Source organism: Ruegeria sp. L12, assembly GCF_056531745.1.
Genome location: NZ_JBQFMH010000009.1, coordinates 43609 through 64783 on the forward strand (window position 1 = coordinate 43609; position 21175 = coordinate 64783).

Consider the following 21175-nt stretch of genomic DNA (forward strand, 5'->3'; position numbering starts at 1 on the left):
TTGTCCACCGAAGCCCTAGCTTGTCGTACAGTCAATGACAGCAAGGCAGATATCGGTGGCTTCCCTGGTTCGACGCACGGCACTGGCCGTGATCCTCAGCTCAACACTGGCGCTTCCAGCGGTTTCGGATACGGGTTCGTATCTGGCCGGTCGGCAGGCGATCTATCAGAGCGATTATCCCGCGGCCGAACGCTATTACACGCGTGCGCTGGAAACCGATCCTGAAAACGCCAAACTGCTGGAAAATGTGGTGGTGGCGCGGCTTGCCCTGGGCCAGATCAAACGTGCGCTGCCCGTGGCACAAACCATCGAGGCGAACGGCCTGCCCAGCCAGGCGGCGCGGATGGTCATTTCCGCCAACCTGATCGCAGATGGCGCGCTCGAAGAGCTTCTGGCCCGTGACCCTCAGACGCAAGGAGTCGGCCCGCTGGTTGACGGGCTGATGATGGCCTGGGCCTATATGGATCAGGGCGCCATGACCAAGGCGATGGAGCAGTTTGATCTTGTTTCAACGCAGGAAGGCCTGAAGGAATTCGCATTTTATCACAAGGCGGTGGCGCTGGCGTCGATTGGCGATTTCGAAGGGGCCGAGGCGATCTTTGCCGCCAATAACGGCACCGTCGCCCGTTTCTCGCGCCGCGCCGCGCTGGCACGGGCCGAGGTTCTGTCGCAACTGGATCGAAATGACGAGGCGCTGCAGTTCCTTGATGATGTCTTTGCTGCCGGAAGCGACCCGACCATCGAAAGCTATGTTTCCCGCCTCAGCGATGGGCAGACGCTGCCCTTCACCCATGTGCAATCGGCGCAGGATGGCATGGCCGAGGTGTTTTTCTCGGTCGGTGCCGCACTCAGCGCCGAGGCATCGCCGGATTATGTCCTGCTCTATGCCCGCATCGCGATGTTCCTGCGGCCCGATCATATCGACGCGATCCTGCTGAGTGCCGAGCTGCTGGACGGGCTTGAACAATATGATCAGGCGGTGGACGTTTATCGTCAGGTACCGCCCGACAGCAGCGACTATCACGCCGCCGAGCTTGGTCGCGCCGAAGTGCTCAGCCGGTCTGACCGCAAGGATGCCGCCGCCGAAGTGCTGCAGAATCTGGCCGCCCAGAGCCCCGATCTGCCTGGCGTGCATGTGGCGCTGGCCGATCTGCGCCGCCAGCAAGAGGATTATGCCGCCGCCGTCACCTCATACGACCGCGCGATCGACCTGACCGAGGATGGCGTCAGCGGCAATTGGTTCCTGCATTATGCCCGTGGCATCTCGCACGAGCGGCTCAAGAACTGGGATCAGGCCGAGGCCGACTTCCGCCGCGCGCTGGAACTGAACCCCGATCAGCCGCAGGTGCTGAACTATCTGGGGTATTCGCTGGTTGAACGGCGCGAAAAGCTGGACGAAGCGCTTGAAATGATCGAACGCGCCGTCGCCGCGCGCCCGGACAGCGGTTATATCGTCGACAGTCTCGGCTGGGTCCTGTTCCGCCTTGGCCGCTATGACGAAGCGGTCGGCCATATGGAACGCGCGGTCGAACTGATGCCGGTCGATCCGGTGGTCAACGACCATCTGGGCGATGTCTATTGGGCCGTAGGCCGCGCGCGCGAGGCCGAATTCCAGTGGAAGCGCGCCCTGTCCTTCATTGACCCCGAAGACACCGATGGTGAGGCCGATCCTGAACGCATCCGCCGCAAGATCGAGGCCGGGCTGGACGTGGTGCTGCAGGAAGAAGGCGCCGAACCCCTGAAGGTCGCCAATGAAGGCTGAGGCGTTTGCGCCCGCCAAGATCAACCTGACCCTGCATGTGACCGGCCAGCGCGAAGATGGCTATCATCTGCTGGATTCGCTGGTCGTTTTTGCCGATGTCGGGGATCGCCTGACGCTGACCTCCGGGCCGGATCTGTCGTTGGATGTCAGCGGAGAGTTCGCCGATGGCGTACCCTGCGATGCGCGCAATCTGGTCTGGCAGGCGGCGGAAGCCGTAGGTTGGACCGGGCATATCCATCTTGAGAAACACCTGCCCCATGGCGGTGGGATTGGCGGAGGGTCCTCGGACGCCGCTGCGCTTCTGCGCTCCACGACTGCGGAGGTGCTTGAGATGACCGATGCTGTACCACTGTCGCTGGGTGCGGATGTTCCGGTCTGCATACACGCCTCGGCGGCCCGAATGCGGGGCATTGGCGAGCGGATCGAGCCGATCACTCTGTCACCCTTACCTGCGCTTCTGGTCAATCCGGGGATCGCGGTTCCAACCGGGCCGGTCTTCTCTGCGCTGCAGAGCCGGGACAATGCGCCGATGCCCGCCGAGCTTCCCGCATTCAAGGTGCCGGAAGACTGCGCCCAATGGCTGCAGGATCAGCGTAACGACCTGCAGGCGCCAGCGATATCCGTGGCGCCAGGCATTGCCGATGTCATTGACGCTCTGGACGGTACCCGAGACGTCCTGTTGACGCGGATGTCGGGATCAGGTTCAACCTGTTTCGCGCTTTATCCAACGCTGAAAGCGGCCCATATTGCCGCATATGAGATCGGCGCGGCGCATCCCGATTGGTGGTGCCGCGCGACGACGCTCAGTTGAGGCGTGAAACCACGTAATCCGCCAGATCGCCCAGCAGAGTGCGAATCTCATGATCCGGCAGCGCCGCCAACGCCGATTTGGCCTTGGCCGCCCAGCCAAACGCATCCGCGCGGGTGGCCTCCAGCGTTCCGTATTTGGCCATCAGCGACAGGGCATGATTCAGATCGCCCTCGTCCTGACGTCCACGACCGATGGTGCGCTCCCAATAGGCGTGTTCTTCGGCGGTGGCCTGCGCCACGGCCTTGATCACGGGCAGGGTCAGTTTGCGTTCGCGGAAATCGTCGCCGACATTCTTGCCGGTCGCCGCGCTATCGCCTTGATAATCCAACAGGTCATCCGCAATCTGGAACGCAATCCCCAGCGCGTCGCCATAATCATAGAGCGCTTTGACCTGCGCCTCGGTCGCGCCCGCGATGACGCCGCCAACCTCGGTTGCCGCCGAAAACAGCGCCGCCGTCTTGCCGCGCACAACCTGCAGATAGACGCCTTCATCCGTGCCCAGATCGGTGGCTGCGGTCATTTGCAGCACCTCACCCTCGGCAATGGTGGCCGAGGCATTGGCAAGGATGTCCAGAACCCGCAACGAGCCGGTTTCGACCATCAGCTGGAAACTACGGGAAAACAGGTAGTCACCCACCAGAACGCTAGATTTGTTGTCCCACAGCAGGTTCGCGGTGGGTCGACCCCGTCGCTGTCCGCTCTCGTCCACCACGTCGTCATGCAGCAGGGTTGCGGTGTGAATGAATTCGACCGTTGCGGCCAGCTTGACGTGATGATCGCCGGAATAGCCAAACAACTGCGCCGCAGCCAAGGTCAGCATCGGACGCAGACGCTTGCCGCCCGCTTCGACCAGATGAGCGGTCACTTCGGGGATGCGCGGGGCATGTTCGGACGCCATACGCGTCCGAATCAGCGTGTTGACCGCTGCCATTTCATTCGCCAGCATCTCTGCCAGACGCTCATGCGGTTTCGAGATTGTGCTGACTGTCATCACACTCCTGATACAAGGCTCGACATGCCTGTCACCTTGCCCTTACATCCATCCCCATGAAAGAACTATTGCGCAGTACCGATCCGACAATCCTGGCCTTTGCTACAGCTCTCCTTGAGGGCGAGGATATAGACTGCTTTCAGATGGACGTAAATATGAGCATCCTCGAAGGCGGTATCGGAATCTTCCCCCGCCGCCTGATGGTGCGCGCCGATGATCTCACCCGCGCCGAGCGGGTGATGCGCGACAATGAGATCCCGTTGGGGCGATGAGCAGTTTTTCCGACAGTGATCTGACCTGCAACGATTTTCTGGGCGGTCGCGTGCGCCTGTGGCAGCCGCGTTCGGGATATCGCGCCGGGGTCGATCCGGTCCTGCTGGCGGCATGTGTCCCGGCGCGCCAAGGTCAATCGGTGCTGGAGTTGGGTTGCGGGGCCGGGGCCGCGATCCAGTGCCTTATGGCACGCGTGCCGCAGATACGGGCAACGGGGGTCGAGCTGCAACCGGCTTACGCGGGGCTGGCCCGCCGCAACGCGCGCGAAAACGCCGCCCTGACAGTGGTCGAAGCTGATCTGAGTGCGCTACCGGACGATCTGCGTCAGCTGCAGTTCGATCATGTCATCGCCAATCCCCCCTATTACCGGGCCGGGGCACATAGCCCCGCAACCGATCCCGGTCGTCGGGTGGCGTTGGCAGAGGATACGCCGCTGCAGGATTGGATTGATGTCGCTGCAAGGCGGCTGGCCCCGCGCGGGTATCTGCACATGATCCAGAAGGCCGACAGGCTGCCCGATATGCTGGCGGGCTGCACGAACCGGCTGGGTTCGGTCGAGATACTGCCTTTGTCTCCCCGTTCAAATCGAGCCGCCGAACTGGTGATCTTGCGCGCCAGAAAGGGCGGGCGCGCCGCATTCCGGCTGCATGCGCCGCTTGTCCTGCATGCGGGGGATCGGCATGTCGAAGACGGCGAAAGCTATACGCCGCAAGTGTCGAGTGTGTTGCGGGATGGGGCTGCATTGACCGGACTGTTTGCCTGATCGGCGATGACCAGCCGAATTTGTCGGTTTTATGACAGATTCTGTGCGTCTGCAGCGTGACAGGCTGGAAATGATGTGATCAACTTCTTACGTGACACTCACCAACCAGAGAAGGAGGACCGCCATGAGCGTAAGCGCACATCTGACGGAGTTGAAGAAAAAACACGAAATTCTCGGTCTTGAAGTGGAAGAAGCGCAACGCTCACCTGGTATCGACGATCTCCATATCGCACAGCTGAAGAAACAGAAGCTGAAGCTTAAAGAAGAGATCGAGCGCCTGTCGGCTTAAGCCTTCAGGCTGGCGCGCGCCGCGATGGCAGCGCCCCCGGTGACAAACAAGGCCGCGATCGCCAATCCCCAGGACGGGGCGGCGATCCCGGCCAGAACCAAAACCAGCGTCGATAGCAAAGGTGCCGCGTAAGAGGCTGTGCCCAGGATTTGAATATCCCCGCGCTTGACCCCGATATCCCAGACATAAAACGCCAGACCTACCGGCCCCAGACCCAGCGCAAGGGTCGAGCCCCAGCCGATTGCGCCTTGCGGCCAGACCGTTTCTTCCACCGCGAAGTGCAGCGCCCATGACGCAATGGCCGTCAGGACACAGAACACCGCGACCGTACTTGTGGGCGCGTCCCCAAGCCGTCGCGACAGCACTGAATAGCTGGACCACGTCAGCGCGCACAGCAAAGCCAGCCCATAGCCGGGCAGGTGCTGTATCTGAAACCCGGAGCTGCCACCGCCGGTGATGATGACGGCGGCACCGGCAAAGCCAAGGCATGCCCCGATCAAATGACCCGGTTTCAGATGCTCTCCGGGCAGCAGGCCCGACAGCAGCACGATCAGCAAGGGCCAGAGATAGGCGATCAGGCCAGCCTCGGCGGCAGGAGCCATGCGCAGGGCCGAGAAATAGAGCGCATGATAGCCGAAAAGACCAACCGTACCAAACAGATAGGTCGTCCAGGGGATGGCGCGCAATTGGCCCAGACCGCCGCTGGCGATGGTCCAGATCAGCCCAAGGGTACCGCCGATGGTGAAACAGATCGCGTTCAGCAACAATGGCGGTGTGGGGGCCGAGCCCACCGTGAACAGGGCCAGCAAGGACCACAGCAATACGGCGACAAAGCCGATTGTGGTCGCAGCCATTTTGGTCATTCCACGGATACCTTCTCGACAGGGATGATTTCAAACTCATCCGATAAATGTGCGGTCTTTTCAATCTCGGCGACGAACCAGTCGCGGAAAGCCGCGATCTGAGGCCGCTTTTCCGCCCCCTGCAGGCACAGAAAACGAAACCGCCCGGCGGTCTCCAACGCCACCTTGAAGGGCGCAACAAGTCGGCCTTCGGTCAGGTCTTTCAGGATCATCGCCCGGCGTCCCAGCACCACTCCAAGGCCCGCCACCGCGGCATCAATCGCGTGATCCGCGTTCGAAAAATGCGCCCCGTGGGTTGGTGCGAAATCCAGCCCCACCGCGCGGAACCACGCAGGCCAGTCGCAGCGCGGTTTGAGGAAGCTGATCGAATCGTCATGGATCAAAGGAGCTTCGCGCAGCGACCCGGGCGTGGGGAATTGCTCGGCCAGTTCGGGTGTCATCACCGGCGTCAGCCATTCCTTGCGAACAGGGAGAGAATACAGCCCCTCATCAGGCCCGTATCCGAAACGGATCGCCACATCCACATCATCGCGTTCAAGATCCATATTGCGCAATGTGGCCGAGAATTTCAGATCAATCCCGGGATTGGCGCGGGCAAACTCATAAAGGCGCGGTGCCAGCCATTTCGCCGTCAGGGCAGGGCCAGCGGTGACCGTCAGGCTGGTTTCATCCTGCAGCCGCCGCGTTGCCTGCCACGCAGCTTGCAGTGCGGCGAAGCCATCCGCCGTTCCGGGCGCCAGCGTCCGTCCTGCCTCGGTCAGTTCGACGGCGCGGTTGAGGCGGCGGAACAGGGGGTGACCCAGATGTTCCTCCAACGATTTGATCTGAAAGGACAGGGCTGCGGGGGTCACATTCAGCTCATCCGCCGCCTTGGCAAACGACATATGCCGCGCGGCGGCGTCGAAGGCGCGCAAAGCGGTCAGCGGAGGCAGTCGGTCGGACATTTCGGTTAAATATTTCTGAACTGAAGGAGCGAAAACTCTCGTTTGTACAGTTTAAAATCAAAGGTCATGTTGAAAGCAAGACAAAACCACCTTGTGAGAGAAAGGGTTCAGCATGATCGAGATGACGACAAACCCGGCCATCCAAAGCGCCATTCACCGCGCGCATGAAGAGCGCGGCAAGGCAGTTATCGGGTTCTGGTCCTGGCTATTCGGTTCCCGCTGACCGCAGCGCGCGCGGTCTTACGGGATAAAAGAAGGGCCGGTCCTGCGTGGACCGGCCCGTTTTCATTCTTGATGTATCTGGCTCAGACGAAGAACTGCGCCCCGTTGGCCGAAATGGTCGAGCCGTTGATGAACTGCGATTCGTCCGACGCCAGGAAGGCAACGCAGCGCGCGATTTCTTCCGGTTCGCCCAGACGACCCGCCGGGATCTGGCCGATGATCGATTCGCGCACCTTTTCCGGTACGGCCATCACCATCTCGGTCGCGATGTAGCCGGGGCAGATGGCATTGGCGGTGATGCCCGCCCGCGCGCCTTCCTGCGCCAGCGATTTCACGATGCCCAGATCGCCCGCCTTGGTCGCGGCATAGTTCACCTGCGCAAACTGGCCCTTCTGACCGTTGATCGAGCTGATGACGATGACGCGACCGAACTTACGCTCGCGCATGCCGGGCCAGACCGGATGGACGGTGTTGAACACGCCGGTCAGGTTGGTGTCGATGACATCTTTCCACTGATCGGGGGTCATCTTGTGGAACGGTGCGTCGCGGGTGATGCCCGCGTTGGCGACGACGATGTCGATGGGTCCGACCTCGGCCTCGACCTTTTCGATGCCCGCTTTGGATTCGTCGTAGTCAGCAACGTTCCATTTAAAGGTCTTGATGCCGGTCTCTGACGTGAAGTTTGCAGCCGCTTCGTCATTGCCTGCATAGGTGGCCGCAACATTGTATCCTTCGGCCTTGAGCGCCTTGGAAATTGCTGCGCCGATGCCGCGAGAACCGCCGGTTACGAGTGCTGTACGTGCCATTTAGGACTCCTCCAAATTTAGTCGTCTTGGTAATTCTGTTACTCTGAGAGTTGATGTTGCGCAATATCGTTTCGTGATCGATTGTGCCTTTTTGTCCGGCGATATTGTCGCATCTAGGGGATAAGATCCGATTGTAACAAAAAAGGGCGCCCATTGGACGCCCTTTTCTATTTGGATGTCAACGCACTTAGTCGCGCTCCACACACAGGGCGACACCCATGCCGCCGCCGATGCAGAGGGTCGCCAGACCCTTCTTCGCGTCGCGGCGCTTCATTTCGAACAGCAGCGTGTTCAGAACCCGGCAGCCCGAGGCACCGATCGGGTGGCCGATGGCGATGGCGCCGCCGTTCACGTTCACGATCGACGGGTCCCAGCCCATATCCTTGTTCACGGCGCAGGCTTGTGCGGCAAAGGCTTCGTTGGCCTCGACCAGATCCAGGTCGTCTACCGACCAGCCCGCTTTTTCCAGCGCCTTGCGCGAGGCGTAGATCGGGCCGACGCCCATGATCGACGGGTCCAGACCGGCAGTGGCGTAAGATGCGATACGGGCCAGAGGCTCGATACCGCGCTTTTCTGCGTTCTCGGCGCTCATCAGCAGGGTGGCCGCGGCGCCGTCGTTCAGGCCCGAGGCGTTGGCCGCCGTGACCGAGCCGTCCTTGGTGAACGCCGGGCGCAGCTTTGCCATTGCTTCCATCGTCGCGCCGTGGCGGATATACTCGTCCTTGTCCATCACGATATCGCCCTTGCGGGTTTTGATGGTGAAGGGCACGATCTCGTCTGAGAATTTACCGGCGTTCTGGGCTGCTTCGGCCTTGTTCTGCGAGGCAACGGCGAATTCGTCCTGCATGTCGCGGCTGATCTGCCATTTTTCAGCAACGTTTTCTGCGGTCTGACCCATGTGATAGCCGTTGAAAGCGTCCCACAGGCCGTCGCGGATCATGGTGTCGATATATTTCATGTCACCCATCTTGTGACCGGCGCGCAGGGCGGCGGCGTGGGGTGACAGGGTCATGTTTTCCTGCCCACCGGCGGCAACGATCTCGGCATCGCCCAACTGAATGTGCTGCGCACCCAAGGCGACGGCACGCAGGCCCGAGCCGCAGACCTGGTTGATGCCCCAGGCCGCGCTTTCCTGCGGCAGTCCGGCATTGATATGTGCCTGACGCGCGGGGTTCTGGCCCTGGGCGGCGGTCAGGACCTGGCCCATGATGGTTTCGCTTACTTCGCCTTTGTCGATCCCGGCGCGGTCTACTACCGCTTCGAGGACCGCAGCGCCGAGGTCATGTGCAGGGGTGTTCGCAAACGAGCCACCGAAGCTGCCCACACCTGTGCGGGCGGCGGATGCGATTACTACGTTGGTCATATAGTCAATCCTTTACCGTCATGGTCCAGCGGGATATCTGACGGCACGGGCCGAGGGCTGCCCCTCGAGACCAAGAGCGCCTCGTGATCCCCCGCTCCAGTCTCTTTGCAATACCTCAATGCTGCATGTGCAGCAACGGTCAGCTTGTCTCAGCGTCAAGTTAAGAGGGTATTTGCGTGTTGCGCAGGAGTTCAACTTGCTGTTTTGGATTGATTTTCCGGCATCCAAGGCGGCGAGACCGACGGCGCGCCAAACAGGAATCCTTGAAGGCAATCGACGCCATTGGCGATCAGAAAGGCGGCATCCTCGGCGGTTTCGACCGATTCGGCGGTGATAAGGATTTCGAATTCCCGCGCGACGGCGATCAGCGCACGCACCAGCGCCTGGTTGTCGCGGTTCTGTGCGATTCCACGGATGAACTGTCCGTCGATCTTTGCGGCGTCGAACAGAAACTCCCGAAAGTGGCGAAAGCTGAAATTGCTGGCCCCGAAATCATCCAGCGCAAAGGCGATGCCGCGCGCCTGCTGGCGGTCCATGAAATCGACCACCAGCTCGGGCACCTGCATGGCCGAGCTTTCCGAGATTTCCAGGATCAACCGCTCACCCAGATTGCTGTCCTTTTTCAGGAACCTGTCCAACACGCGGGACCATCGGGCAAAGCCGATGGACCGGGCGGACATATTGACGGACAGACGTATGTCGGGGTTCCGGACCAGCGTGTGCAGCCCCATCTCAAGCGCGACACAATCGAGTTCCCGACCAATAGGTGTGTTTTCGACCTGCGGCATGAATTCGCGCGCAGGGATCACACGACCGGTTTCGTCCAGCACGCGAATGAACCCTTCGTAAAACGCGACTCCCTGCGGTGGCTGCGCCTGCATGACCGGCTGAAAGGCCAGTTTGCATTGTTTATGCTTCACTGCTTCGGTCGCCATTTGAACGACCGAACGATCCCGGGATGACACGGCCGCATTCAGCGGATTGTCCGAGCCTTCGGGCACATCTGCCAGTTTCTTGTCCCGCATATCCAAGCCTGTCCACTGAAGGAGTGGCCCTGATTTCAGGTCAAACAAGTGAATTTGCAGTTAAGAAATCAAAGATTTCTGCGAGCGCGGGTCAGCGAACCGATTGCCATGCGTATCCCGCGGCCCCGGCCACAGCACCGATCAGGCCAAATGCGGTCATCGCAAATCCAAGCGTCAACGCAACGGGGGACGCGCCCGTCGCCAGAGCCGCGAACATCGCCAACACCAACCCTGCAAGGCCGATAAAGGTAGAGATCGTGATGATGCGGGTCATGATGCCTCGGGCTGCTCGGATGCGAAACTTCTCCCCGATATGGAGGCTAGGGCCCGGAATTCAACTGCGCTTGCGGTATCCCGCCGATGTTCAGGCCTGCTCTGCCCGCGCTTTGGGCACCGGCGCGTCGAGATGTTCGAATCCGGGCGTTCCGCGATCTTCCGGATGACGAAGCAGGTGCTTGACCTTGATCTGCCGGGAACTGTCCCGGCTGCCATCATGGCTGTAGCCTGGCGGGGCAAAGCAATAGGCCAGCCGCTGGCGCAGGGTCAGTCCGGGTTGTGTCGCGTCGCGCCAGATGCCGACCCATTCATGGAAGGCCACGCGCAGTGGATTGAACGTGCCGATATTGTGCACCAGACCATAGTCGACTCGATCATCTTCCTGCTCGGGCACAAAGGTGCCAAACAGCTTATCCCAGATGATGAAGACGCCCGCATAGTTGCAATCCAGATAGCGCGCATTGCGGCCATGATGGGCGCGGTGGTGGCTGGGCGTGTTCATCACCGCCTCGAACCAGCGGGGCATTTTGGTGATAGCTTCGGTATGTATCCAGAACTGGTAGATCAGGTTCAACCCGCCCACGAACAGCACCATGGCCGGATGGAACCCCAGCAGGATCAGCGGCGCGCGCACCACCATCATGAAGGTGAACGTATATGTCCAAGTCTGCCGCAACGCCGTCGTCAGGTTGTAATGCTGCGAGCTGTGGTGGTTCACATGGCTGGCCCAGACCCAGCGAATGCGATGCCCGAACCGATGCACCCAATAGTAACGCAGATCGTCCAGCACAAAGCACAGGATGATCACCGGGATCGAAGTGCCCAGATTCAGCGGCGTGATCTGCCACAGCCACATGAAGAACGCATAGGCAATGAAGCCCAGCAGAAAACCCGACGCGATATTCCCGGCACCCATGATCAACGAGGTCACGGCATCGCGCGTTTCATACCGTCCGCCCCGGCCCTTGACGGCGATCCACAGGAACTCGGCCAGAATGGCGGCTATGAAAAAGGGTACGGCCCATTGCACCGCGTCGGGAAAGCTTATGTGATCGGTCATACAGGGTCCATCAGGTGTCGCCAGTGGCGGCGCTCGGTTTCGTCCAGGCACAGGATCACGCGCGGTGTACCGAATTCATGAAACTGGACCTCGATGCCGTCGGGATGATCCAGCCAGTCGAAATCCATCAGGTGCCGCGCCACCGTGTCGGCCCCAAAGGACCAGATCAGCCCGGCCCCCGTCTCGGTCCGCACAAAGGCTGCGTGGCCGTCATGGGCGATGGTCGCGTCGATCACCGTGTCGTCCGGGAAATGCCGCAGCCACTGATCCGATGCAGTCTCGGACGTCAGGACGCTGAGGCGCGATTTGCCGGTCAGATGCAGCAGCAGGGTGATCCCGGCAATGCCACCGACAACCAGCACCAAAAGTATTTCCAGCGGCATTCCATCCTCCTGCGATCAAACTGCAAAGCAGGAAGGCAGGTGTCAAAGGTGGCGTGGCGTCAGCCGTGTTCCAGATTGCCCAGAACCTCGTGCTGGACGACCCGTTCGACAAAGGGCACCAGACCTTCGGGCCCCGAGGCCCGATCCTTGAGGTGAATGCAGATATCCGGACGGCGCGCGGCGATGATGCCGACCATCTCACCCCTTATGGTGTCATCCAGACCGGCGCCCATGATGGCGCAGGCGATACGGGGTTCGGCGTCCAGTTGTCGCCGCACCTCATCGGGGTCATGCGCACCCAGCCACTGGATCGGCAAATGATCCAACTGCCGTGCAACGTCGCCGATCACATTCGGCAGACGCCCGATCAGCAATACTACTGGTTTCATCAGGGCCTCCATCAATGGGTTGCAAAGAAAAAACCGGCCCACGGGGGCCGGTTCAACTATAACATATTTTTGCTGGCTTAGTTGGCGATCGTATAGACGATTCCATCGCCCTTGCCTTTGTTCCGTACAAACTCGATCTGATTGCCGTTCATTTTGACCTTCAGGCAATCCTCTGGAAACTTTTTTCCTCCGGCAACAACGTTTCTGCACCAGAACCGTTTGTTCCAGACCCAGGCCCCGGTGATTTTGGCATTGTTTCGCCCCACGCCCTCGATTTTCCCATCTGGCGTAATGACCAGCCATGTGTCGCCAGAAACAAGCTTCTTACCGGCGACGTTCTCAATAAACTGGGTTTCTTTCTTGATGTCCTTGGCCTCTGCAGCCACGACAGAGCCAAGAACAAGACAGGTTGCTGCGGCAAATGTGACAAAACTCTTCATGAAAATTCTCCTGGTTAAACCAGTCGAGAGAGTAACATGATTCTAGAGGTTTACGGGTGATTTTCTCAGCTTTCGCCGCTAACGAGAGCCGAGATTATCGACTTCGCGCTTTCCGAGTTCCATTCCGCATCGCCGATCAGGCGCGCAATTTCCTGACCTTCGGGATTCAGAATGACGGTGATCGGCAGGGCGATCACGCCAAACTCGCGCGCAGCGGCAGAGTTGGGGTCCTGATGGCGCGGCAGGTTATCGATGCCGTTCTCGTCAAAGAACTTCTTGATCCCGGCAGGCGTGTTACGACCGGTGGCCAGGGTCAGCACCTGAAACTTGTCGCCGCCGAATTCCTCCTGCAGCTCGGCAATCTGCGGCATTTCCTTGCGGCAGGGGGCGCACCATGTGGCCCAGAAGTTCACCAGCACGTATTTGCCGGCATAATCTTCCAGCGTGCCGACACCGCCATCATCTTCCAACTGGAACTCGATGGTTTTGGCCTCTTTCGGTTCGTTGTGCAGGATCAACCGCTTCAGGGTTCCGTCACGCAGCGGGCCAAGCGTCTCGGCGTCGGTGGCCAAAGCGGCGTTTGCACCCAGCGCAAGGGCCATATAAAGGGGGATCAGACGAAATAGGCGCATATCAACTCCGGGTTTTCCAACATGACCGATCAATCCTCGAACCAGATGTGGGGCGGCCGCTTTGCCGCCGGTCCAGACGCGATCATGGAGGCGATCAATGCCTCGATCGGGTTCGATCAGCGGATGGCAGCCCAGGACATCGCAGGCTCGCGCGCCCATGCCGCCATGCTGGCCGCCACAGGCGTTATAACTGATAGTGACGCGCAGGCCATTCGGGAAGGGCTGCTCACCGTTTTGTCAGAAATTCAGAACGGGGACTTTCAGTTCTCGACCGCGCTGGAAGACATCCACATGAATGTCGAGGCGCGCCTGAAAGAGGTGATCGGCGAGCCCGCGGGGCGTTTGCACACGGGCCGGTCGCGCAACGATCAGGTGGCGACCGATTTCAAACTCTGGGTTCGTGATCAGTTGGACGCAGCGGAAGCCGGTCTGCTGGCCCTGATCCGCGCGCTTTTGGCGCAGGCAGAGGCCGGGGCCGATTGGGTCATGCCCGGTTTCACCCACCTGCAAACCGCGCAGCCGGTGACGTGGGGACACCACATGATGGCCTATGTCGAGATGTTCGGTCGTGACCTGAGCCGAGTCCGCGATGCGCGTGCCCGGATGAACGAATCCCCTTTGGGTGCTGCCGCGCTGGCGGGGACTTCGTTCCCCATCGACCGCCACATGACGGCGGAAGCCCTGGGCTTTGACCGCCCCGCCGCCAACTCGCTGGACGCCGTAAGCGACCGCGATTTCGCGCTGGAATTCCTGTCGACTGCCTCGATCTGCGCCGTGCACCTGTCGCGCTTCGCCGAAGAGCTGGTGATCTGGTCCTCGGCCCAGTTCCGCTTTGTCACGCTGTCCGATCGGTTCTCGACCGGCTCGTCGATCATGCCGCAGAAGAAGAACCCCGATGCGGCGGAGCTGATCCGCGCCAAGGTGGGGCGTATCTTCGGGGCCAACACCGCGCTGATGATGGTGATGAAGGGGCTGCCGCTGGCCTATTCCAAGGATATGCAGGAAGACAAGGAACAGGTCTTTGATGCTGCTGACAACTGGATGCTGGCACTGGCGGCGATGGAGGGCATGGTCAAGGACATGACCGCCAACCGCGACAGTCTTGCTGCGGCGGCGGGTTCAGGTTACTCGACCGCAACCGATCTGGCCGACTGGCTGGTGCGGGTGCCGGGCCTTCCGTTCCGCGATGCGCACCATGTAACAGGTTCGCTGGTGGCGATGGCCGAGGCCAAGTGCTGCGATCTGCCCGATCTGACCCTTGAGGATATGCAATCGGTCCACACGGACATCACCAATGACGTCTATTCTGTTCTTACCGTCGAAAATTCGGTAGACTCGCGCCAGTCTTATGGCGGCACCGCACCCGATCAGGTGCGGGCCCAGGTTGAGCGATGGAAGGCGCTGGTATGATGCGGATACGAAGCGTGGTGCTGTTGATTGCGACGGCAGCGGCCTTGGCCGGGTGCGGCGCCGATGGCGAACCGATCCAACCCACCATGAGCGCCAGTGTCGGCGTCGGCAGCAGCGGCACCTATGGGGGCGTAGGCGTTGGCCTCAGACGCGGCGGGCTGGGTGTTTATCTGGGGCTCTGACGCCCCGAGACTGCAATGCGCGAACGCACCTAAATTGTGATCTGCATCATGTTAGCTATCAGAGAATATTCATGAAAAGTTTCTGCCTAGTCCTCTGCCTTGCCGTGCTTGCTGCGTGCGAGCCGACCCACTCTCCGCGACCGGAACCAGCGGCCTCAAGCGGTGGCTCGGGGATCTCGATTTCAGGTTATGGTCGGGTGGGTGTGTCGACATCGAACTGAAGCCAACTGTCCTTGGTATGTAAATTCATGCGATCCCAAGAGGATGATTTTCGAGGCGGAATCGTGAATCTCCGAAACCCTGAGCTTAACAAATACCTCATAGCCCTGTTCCGCAGCATCTCCATCGGCCGCATTTCAAACAGAAGTTTTCTATAAGGATTTCGGCCTGATACTGACGCTGTGCCGTAAAAATGACCGATTCTCTACTTAAGAGTGTTCGCAAATAGGAAACAATGGAGGCCCGGTGTGACCGACGCGAGCGTACAAGATCATGGAATTCTCCTTCATGCACCAGAGCTAAAAACCAATGCTCCGATGGAGAAAATTATCCAGGTTGCAAGAGAGCATTCTGTTTCTCCTTTCCGTCAGTTCGGGCAGATGGTGCGATATAATTGGGCAGCAACGCGGGCGAGTTTGACCGAATATTATCAGCTCGGATTATTCGACAAAAATCTCACGCATGACGACAAACTGCGGTTCGTTGGCGAAGCACGGTGCAGTAAGATCAACGTTAAAATAAACCGTTTCGGCGTCGCCAGCATACGGCCGATTTTTCGCGACAAAATGCTGATGGAAATGGTCCTGCGTGGAACCGGCCATGCAATTTCCAAAACACGAGCCTTTGTGCATCCAACTCGGAAGGCAGGAGTGATTCCTAGCCTGTCCACCCGTCAGGAGATTCTGGATTTCCTTAGTAACGACAAGAACTTTCCTCTGTTCGGGAAACCACTTCAAAGCAGCTGGTCAGATGGTACTGTCCAGATCGATAGTGCCTCAGGTGGCGATCTGCACCTGGGCAACGGAAGAGTTGTGAAAGCGGAAGATCTGGTTTCTGAAATCCAAAATCGCTATCCACTTGGGTACCTGCTTCAGGAAGTGATACCTCAACACAACAGCATCAACACGCTCACCGGCGGATCGGCAGTCGGGACAATTCGCTTGGTCACGCTCGACACCGGTGACGGTCCACAGCTTTTCTACGCTGTCTGGAAAATTCCCGCTCAGGGAGCGATGGCCGACAGTTTTTGGCAGCCCGGCAGCGTTGCTGCGCTGTTGAATTCAAATGGTCAAGTCGAAGTGTGCCGGAAAGGGCGCGGTCTCGGCAGCGAGTTCGTGACCGAGCACCTGACTACGGGCAATCCTTTGATCGGATTTCAGCTGCCATATTGGCAGGAGGCGATCGAATTGGCCTGCAAGGTCCACTCGATTTTCCCCGGGATTGGGCTGGTGGGATACGACATGGCAATCTCAGAAAACGGACCAGTAATAATCGAAGCTAACCTGAACCCCGGCCACACCCTGTATCAGAATGCGACGGGTAAGCCTTTCATGTCCGATGCACACACAGGCAAGCTTGATGCCGCCGAAGAGCATATTTCGAAATTCTGGGAAACCTATAAGGAAGAGGCAAAACTGCATAGGTGATCCAAATCGGTCGCGTTTGAGCTTGCGTTCCTCTGGGTGTTGCATCTAGTCGATGATCCATGGATCACTTTCTCTACCGCGACGGCGCGCTTTTCGCCGAGGATGTCCCGATTTCCGAGATCGCAGCCGCGGTCGGAACCCCGTTCTATGTCTATTCGACGGCGACCTTGCTGCGGCATTTCAAGCTGTTTGATGATGCGCTTGAGGGCACGGATCATCTGGTCTGTTACGCGATGAAAGCGGCCAGCAATCAGGCGATCCTGAAGACGCTGGCGCAGGCGGGTGCGGGGATGGATGTGGTCTCGGGCGGGGAATATCTGCGTGCCAGGGCTGCAGGCGTTCCCGGCGACAAGATCGTGTTTTCGGGCGTTGGCAAAACGGCGGATGAGATTCGCACCGCCCTGACGGGGGGTATTCGTCAGTTCAACGTCGAATCCGAGCCGGAAATGCAGGTGATAAACGCGGTTGCGCTGGAACTGGGCGAGGTTGCGCCGATCACCGTTCGAGTGAACCCGGACGTCGACGCCAAAACCCACGCCAAGATCGCCACCGGCAAGTCCGAGAACAAGTTCGGCATCCCGATCTCGCGCGCGTCTGAGGTCTATGCGCTGGCCGCCAGCCTGCCGGGGCTGGAGGTGATCGGGATCGACGTCCATATCGGCTCGCAGTTGACCGAGCTGGAACCGTTTGAGCTGGCCTATACCAAGGTCGCGGAATTGACCGAGCGGCTGCGCGCCGAGGGTCATAACATCCGCCGCCTCGATCTGGGTGGTGGTTTGGGCATTCCTTACACCCGCTCCAACGATGCGCCGCCCCTGCCGGTCGAATATGGCGCGATGATCAAGAAAACACTGGGTCATCTGGGCTGTGAGATCGAGATTGAGCCCGGTCGCCTTATCGCTGGCAATGCGGGTCTGATGGTGTCCCGGGTCATCTATGTCAAATCCGGCGAAGACCGCGATTTCCTGATTGTCGACGGCGCGATGAACGACCTGATCCGTCCTGCGATGTATGAGGCGCATCACGATATCGTCGCGGTAAACGAACCCGCGCCGGGGGTCGAACAGCAACCCTATGATATCGTCGGTCCGGTCTGCGAATCCGGTGATACATTTGCCAAACAGCGCAACATGCCGCCGCTGCAATCGGGCGATCTGATTGCCTTCCGCAGCGCCGGGGCCTATGGCGCGGTGATGTCCAGCGAATACAACACCCGCCCCCTGATCCCCGAGGTTCTGGTGAATGGCGATCAATTCGCCGTAATTCGTGAACGCCCGAGCTTTGACGAAATCATAAACCGCGATACCATACCGGGGTGGCTCTGACGCGATAGGCGCGCGGGGCCTGATCAGGAGGCCCGCCTTGCGCGACAACCAGACCCTGCCGATCCCAAGACTGTCCCTGTGGCTGACCCACGGGGGTATGCTGGCTGAGCAGGTGCTGCGTGCCTTCTGGCCGTTTTTCTCGATCCTGATGGCTTTGCTGGCGGCGCTGATGCTGGGCCTGCAGGACTTTGTGCGCGTCGAAACCGCCTGGGTTTTTGCCGGTGTCGGCATGCTGGGGCTGATCGCGACCGCGATTCTCGGGGTCAGGCGTTTCCACCTGCCATCCCGCGCCGAGGCGCTGGTCCGGTTGGATGAAACCCTGCCGGGACGCCCGATTCAGGCGCTGATGGATAATCAGGCCATTGGTGCGATGGATGCGGAGTCAGTGGCCTTGTGGCGGGCGCATCAGGCGCGGATGGCGGCGCGCGCTGCACAGGCCGGGCCGGTGAAACCAGATCTGCGGCTGGCCTCGCGCGATCCCTATGCCTTGCGCTATGCCGCTTTGCTGGCGCTGGTGGTGGCCGCGCTGTTCGGCTCGTTCTGGCGGATCGGATCAGTGGCGGACATGACACCGGGCACGGCGCAGGCCGGGCAAGGGCCCAGCTGGGAAGGCTGGGTTGAACCACCGCGGTATACCGGGTTGCCGACCCTCTATCTGGCGGATCAGACCGATCCCACGCTGACGGTGCCCAAAGGCAGCCGCATCACGCTGCGGTTCTACGGAGAGGTTGGCGCGCACAGTCTGACGGAAACCTCGACCCCTCTGGGCACCGAGGCCGCGACCGAGCCGGAACAGGAATTTGTCGCCGAACGCTCGGGCCAGCTACGGATCGACGGCCCGTCCGGGCGTGACTGGCGCTTGGATATCCTTGCCGATACCGCGCCACAAATCGCGACCATGGGCGCGGCAGAGTCCGAGGCCGGTGGTCAGATGAAGCTGCCCTTCGCGGCGGCGGACGATTACGGCATTGTGTCCGGCACCGCCCGGATCGAACTGAATCTGCCTGCGGTCGATCGTCAATACGGTCTGGCGACAGCGCCGGAACCGCGCGGGACGATCACGGTGGAACTGCCGATGCCGATCACCGGCGACCGGACCGATTTCACTGAAGACCTGATCGAGGATTTCTCGCAGCACCCCTGGGCGCATCTGCCGGTGAAAATCACCCTCATGGCTGTCGACGCGGCGGATCAGGAAACGGTGGCAGAGCCCTATCTGACAGACCTGCCCGCGCGGCGGTTCTTTGACCCGCTGGCTGCGGCCGTGATCGAACAGCGGCGTGATCTGCTCTGGTCACGCGAAAATGCGCTGCGCGTCTCGCAGTTGCTGCGCGCGGTTTCGCATCTGCCCGAGGACCTGTTCCGTTCAGACACGGCCTATCTGCGCTTGCGGGTCATCCTGCGTCGGTTGGAGACCTTCGACCGCCACGGCGCGCTGAATACCAAACAGCAGGAAGAGATCGCTCAGGCCCTGTGGGATCTGGCGGTTCTGATCGAGGACGGCACGCTGGCCGATGCGCTGGAACGGATGCGCCGCGCGCAGGAACGTCTGACCGAGGCGATGCAGAACGGTGCCAGCGATGAGGAAATCGCCGAGCTGATGCAGGAACTGCGCGAGGCGACGCAGGATTACATGCGGCAGTTGCAGCGGCTGGCGCAAGAAAACGGTGAGACCCAGCAGGGCCAGCAGAGTCCCAACGGCGAAACCCTGCAGATGACGCAGGATGACCTGCAGCGGATGATGGACCGTATTCAGGAACTGATGGAACAGGGCCGCATGGCCGAGGCGCAGCAGGCGCTGGAAGAGTTCCAGCAGATGATGGAGAACATGCGCGTTACCCAAGGGCAGGGTCAGGGCGGCCAGTCCGAGGGCGAGCAGGCCATGGAAGGGTTGGCGGAAACTCTGCGCGAACAGCAGGGCCTCAGCGATCAGGCCTTCCGCGACCTGCAGGAGCAATTCAACCCCGGCGCACAGGCTGGTGAAAGTCAGGGCAACGAGGGGCGCAATGGTGGCCTGGGCCGTGGTCAGAGCCATGAAGGTCAGGGCGGACGTGGCCAGGGTCAGGATCAGCAGGGCGACGGCCAGCAGGGGCAGGGGTCGCTTGCTGACCGGCAGCAAGCGCTGCGCGATGAACTGGGTCGGCAGGAACAGAACCTGCCCGGCGGTGGCACGCCCGAAGGTGAAGCCGCGCGCGAGGCGCTGGGCCGTGCTGGCCGCGCCATGGATGAGGCTGAGGATGCCCTGCGCGGCAATGATCTGGCCGAGGCCATCGACCGCCAGTCCGAGGCGATGGAAGCGCTGCGCGAAGGTATGCGCTCGTTGGGCGAGGCGATGGCACAGAACCAGCAGAACCAACCGGGTCAGGGCACCGAGGCCGGTGATATGGAAGCCAACAACCGCGACCCGCTGGGGCGGACTCCGGGCGCAGCCGGGTCAATAGCCACCGATGACAACCTGTTGCAAGGCGAAGACGTCTATCGCCGCGCGCGCGAATTGCTGGACGAAATCCGCCGCCGTACCGGCGAGCAGGACCGGCCCCAGATCGAACTGGAATACCTCAAACGTTTGCTCGAGCGATTCTGAGTGCCCTAGTTCTGCGCGCCGCCGGTCTGGGCTTCCAGCCAAACACGGGCCTGATCAATCAATGAGACATAGGATTTCAGGACCGGATCGGCCTGCGGAACCGTTTCGCTGATCAGACTGGCATTGCCATAGATCAACAGCAGAATGACCCCGATAACGACGATCAGGGTAAAACCGCGCAGAAACCCACCGGATTTGCGGGCGGGCACAACGGCCTCGGTGTCGCCCGATGTCAGATCACTGCGCAGGCCCGAATTGATCGCTTCGACATCCGGCAACGCGTCTTTCTGACCAGCATCCGAGGCGGTCTCGGTCGCTGTGGGGCGTTTGGGTTTAACTTTGCTCTCTTCCGGCTGATCCAATGCCAGATCGGGCTGGCTTTCCAGATTGGTCCCTTCACGTTCGCGCAGCCCCGCCTCGCGTGCGGCTTCCTCCTTGAGGATATTTGCAACAGCCGGATCGACATTGCCTGTCGCGGCTTCGTCCGGTGCGGCCTCGGGCGTTGTCTCGGCAGTCTCAGATGTGACCGCTTCTTCCGCCTCATCAGCGGTATCCTCGACCGATGGTTCAGGCGCTGGCTGCGGGGCAGCAGCTGCCGGTTTTTTGGGCTGGAACCAGGTCTGTTCGCAGTTTGAACATTGAACGTCGCGTCCACCGTCCGGGATCACATCATCCGGAACCTCATACTGGGCACTGCAATTCGGACACGTTAAACGCATTCTGACTCCTGACCTGC

General features: G+C 60.4%; 23 protein-coding genes. 10 read left to right on the forward strand and 13 right to left on the reverse strand.

Annotated features, from left to right (window positions below; genetic code table 11):
- Window positions 1-34 precede the first annotated feature (34 nt).
- Window positions 35-1762: a tetratricopeptide repeat protein gene (locus ACR0K9_RS14750; protein WP_480824271.1), complete on the forward strand. Its 1728-nt coding sequence runs from the start codon at window positions 35-37 to the stop codon at window positions 1760-1762.
- A complete protein-coding gene (locus tag ACR0K9_RS14755) occupies window positions 1752-2573 on the forward strand; it encodes a 4-(cytidine 5'-diphospho)-2-C-methyl-D-erythritol kinase (RefSeq protein ID WP_480824273.1) in 822 nt (273 codons plus the stop codon). Before ACR0K9_RS14750 ends, ACR0K9_RS14755 begins: the two co-directional genes overlap by 11 nt.
- On the opposite strand, the gene ACR0K9_RS14760 is transcribed toward ACR0K9_RS14755, so the two are convergent.
- Complete coding sequence (locus tag ACR0K9_RS14760) at window positions 2566-3564, reverse strand: polyprenyl synthetase family protein (protein WP_480824275.1); 999 nt, start codon at window positions 3562-3564, stop codon at window positions 2566-2568. The genes ACR0K9_RS14755 and ACR0K9_RS14760 overlap by 8 nt on opposite strands.
- Window positions 3565-3620: 56 nt before the next feature.
- Here ACR0K9_RS14760 and ACR0K9_RS14765 point away from each other — a divergent pair, with 56 nt between their 5' ends.
- The 3 genes from ACR0K9_RS14765 to ACR0K9_RS14775 all read left to right on the forward strand — a co-directional run bounded on the left by ACR0K9_RS14765 (window position 3621) and on the right by ACR0K9_RS14775 (window position 4889).
- Entirely contained in the window at window positions 3621-3836 is a 216-nt protein-coding gene (locus tag ACR0K9_RS14765) for a putative signal transducing protein (protein ID WP_008755664.1), read from the forward strand.
- Window positions 3833-4600, forward strand: a complete 768-nt coding sequence (locus ACR0K9_RS14770) for a tRNA1(Val) (adenine(37)-N6)-methyltransferase (RefSeq protein WP_480824277.1) — start codon at window positions 3833-3835, stop codon at window positions 4598-4600. The genes ACR0K9_RS14765 and ACR0K9_RS14770 overlap by 4 nt, the downstream gene beginning before the upstream one ends.
- Window positions 4601-4724: 124 nt before the next feature.
- On the forward strand, window positions 4725-4889 hold the full coding sequence (locus ACR0K9_RS14775) for a YdcH family protein (RefSeq protein ID WP_010443648.1): 165 nt from the start codon (window positions 4725-4727) through the stop codon (window positions 4887-4889).
- On the opposite strand, the gene yddG is transcribed toward ACR0K9_RS14775, so the two are convergent.
- From yddG to ACR0K9_RS14830, 11 genes are all read right to left on the reverse strand, one after another.
- Complete coding sequence (gene yddG, locus ACR0K9_RS14780) at window positions 4886-5752, reverse strand: aromatic amino acid exporter YddG (RefSeq protein WP_480824279.1); 867 nt, start codon at window positions 5750-5752, stop codon at window positions 4886-4888. The genes ACR0K9_RS14775 and yddG overlap by 4 nt on opposite strands.
- Entirely contained in the window at window positions 5749-6696 is a 948-nt protein-coding gene (locus ACR0K9_RS14785) for a transcriptional regulator GcvA (RefSeq protein ID WP_480824281.1), read from the reverse strand. The genes yddG and ACR0K9_RS14785 overlap by 4 nt, the downstream gene beginning before the upstream one ends.
- 305 nt (window positions 6697-7001) lie before the next feature.
- Window positions 7002-7724 (reverse strand): acetoacetyl-CoA reductase, encoded by a 723-nt coding sequence (gene phbB / locus ACR0K9_RS14790; protein WP_480533310.1) that lies wholly within the window; start codon window positions 7722-7724, stop codon window positions 7002-7004.
- Between the two features lie 187 nt (window positions 7725-7911).
- Window positions 7912-9087: an acetyl-CoA C-acetyltransferase gene (locus tag ACR0K9_RS14795; protein ID WP_480824283.1), complete on the reverse strand. Its 1176-nt coding sequence runs from the start codon at window positions 9085-9087 to the stop codon at window positions 7912-7914.
- Between the two features lie 191 nt (window positions 9088-9278).
- Window positions 9279-10112: an EAL domain-containing protein gene (locus ACR0K9_RS14800; RefSeq protein ID WP_480824285.1), complete on the reverse strand. Its 834-nt coding sequence runs from the start codon at window positions 10110-10112 to the stop codon at window positions 9279-9281.
- A gap of 91 nt (window positions 10113-10203) precedes the next feature.
- A complete protein-coding gene (locus ACR0K9_RS14805; RefSeq protein ID WP_480533306.1) occupies window positions 10204-10386 on the reverse strand; it encodes a hypothetical protein in 183 nt (60 codons plus the stop codon).
- Between the two features lie 90 nt (window positions 10387-10476).
- On the reverse strand, window positions 10477-11448 hold the full coding sequence (locus tag ACR0K9_RS14810) for a sterol desaturase family protein (protein WP_480824287.1): 972 nt from the start codon (window positions 11446-11448) through the stop codon (window positions 10477-10479).
- On the reverse strand, window positions 11445-11831 hold the full coding sequence (locus ACR0K9_RS14815) for a hypothetical protein (protein ID WP_480824289.1): 387 nt from the start codon (window positions 11829-11831) through the stop codon (window positions 11445-11447). Before ACR0K9_RS14815 ends, ACR0K9_RS14810 begins: the two co-directional genes overlap by 4 nt.
- 59 nt (window positions 11832-11890) lie before the next feature.
- A complete protein-coding gene (locus tag ACR0K9_RS14820) occupies window positions 11891-12220 on the reverse strand; it encodes a hypothetical protein (RefSeq protein WP_480824291.1) in 330 nt (109 codons plus the stop codon).
- A gap of 77 nt (window positions 12221-12297) precedes the next feature.
- Window positions 12298-12660, reverse strand: coding sequence for a hypothetical protein (locus ACR0K9_RS14825; RefSeq protein ID WP_480824293.1), 363 nt, complete (start codon window positions 12658-12660; stop codon window positions 12298-12300).
- A 65-nt stretch (window positions 12661-12725) separates the two neighbouring features.
- Complete coding sequence (locus ACR0K9_RS14830) at window positions 12726-13292, reverse strand: TlpA disulfide reductase family protein (RefSeq protein ID WP_480533296.1); 567 nt, start codon at window positions 13290-13292, stop codon at window positions 12726-12728.
- Between the two features lie 21 nt (window positions 13293-13313).
- Between ACR0K9_RS14830 and argH the strand changes: the two genes are divergently transcribed.
- The 5 genes from argH to ACR0K9_RS14855 all read left to right on the forward strand — a co-directional run bounded on the left by argH (window position 13314) and on the right by ACR0K9_RS14855 (window position 20439).
- Window positions 13314-14702, forward strand: a complete 1389-nt coding sequence (gene argH, locus ACR0K9_RS14835; protein ID WP_480824295.1) for an argininosuccinate lyase — start codon at window positions 13314-13316, stop codon at window positions 14700-14702.
- Window positions 14699-14884 carry an argininosuccinate lyase gene (locus ACR0K9_RS14840; RefSeq protein ID WP_480533292.1) on the forward strand — a complete coding sequence of 62 codons (186 nt, stop codon included), beginning with the start codon at window positions 14699-14701 and terminating at the stop codon, window positions 14882-14884. The genes argH and ACR0K9_RS14840 overlap by 4 nt, the downstream gene beginning before the upstream one ends.
- Before the next feature lie 467 nt (window positions 14885-15351).
- Window positions 15352-16530 carry a sugar-transfer associated ATP-grasp domain-containing protein gene (locus ACR0K9_RS14845; RefSeq protein WP_480824297.1) on the forward strand — a complete coding sequence of 393 codons (1179 nt, stop codon included), beginning with the start codon at window positions 15352-15354 and terminating at the stop codon, window positions 16528-16530.
- A gap of 59 nt (window positions 16531-16589) precedes the next feature.
- Entirely contained in the window at window positions 16590-17855 is a 1266-nt protein-coding gene (gene lysA / locus ACR0K9_RS14850) for a diaminopimelate decarboxylase (protein ID WP_480824299.1), read from the forward strand.
- A gap of 37 nt (window positions 17856-17892) precedes the next feature.
- Window positions 17893-20439: a TIGR02302 family protein gene (locus tag ACR0K9_RS14855; protein ID WP_480824301.1), complete on the forward strand. Its 2547-nt coding sequence runs from the start codon at window positions 17893-17895 to the stop codon at window positions 20437-20439.
- Window positions 20440-20444: 5 nt separating this feature from the next.
- Here the strand turns inward: ACR0K9_RS14855 and ACR0K9_RS14860 are convergent, their stop codons facing one another.
- Window positions 20445-21158, reverse strand: coding sequence for a zinc-ribbon domain-containing protein (locus ACR0K9_RS14860; protein ID WP_480824303.1), 714 nt, complete (start codon window positions 21156-21158; stop codon window positions 20445-20447).
- Window positions 21159-21175: the final 17 nt, after the last annotated feature.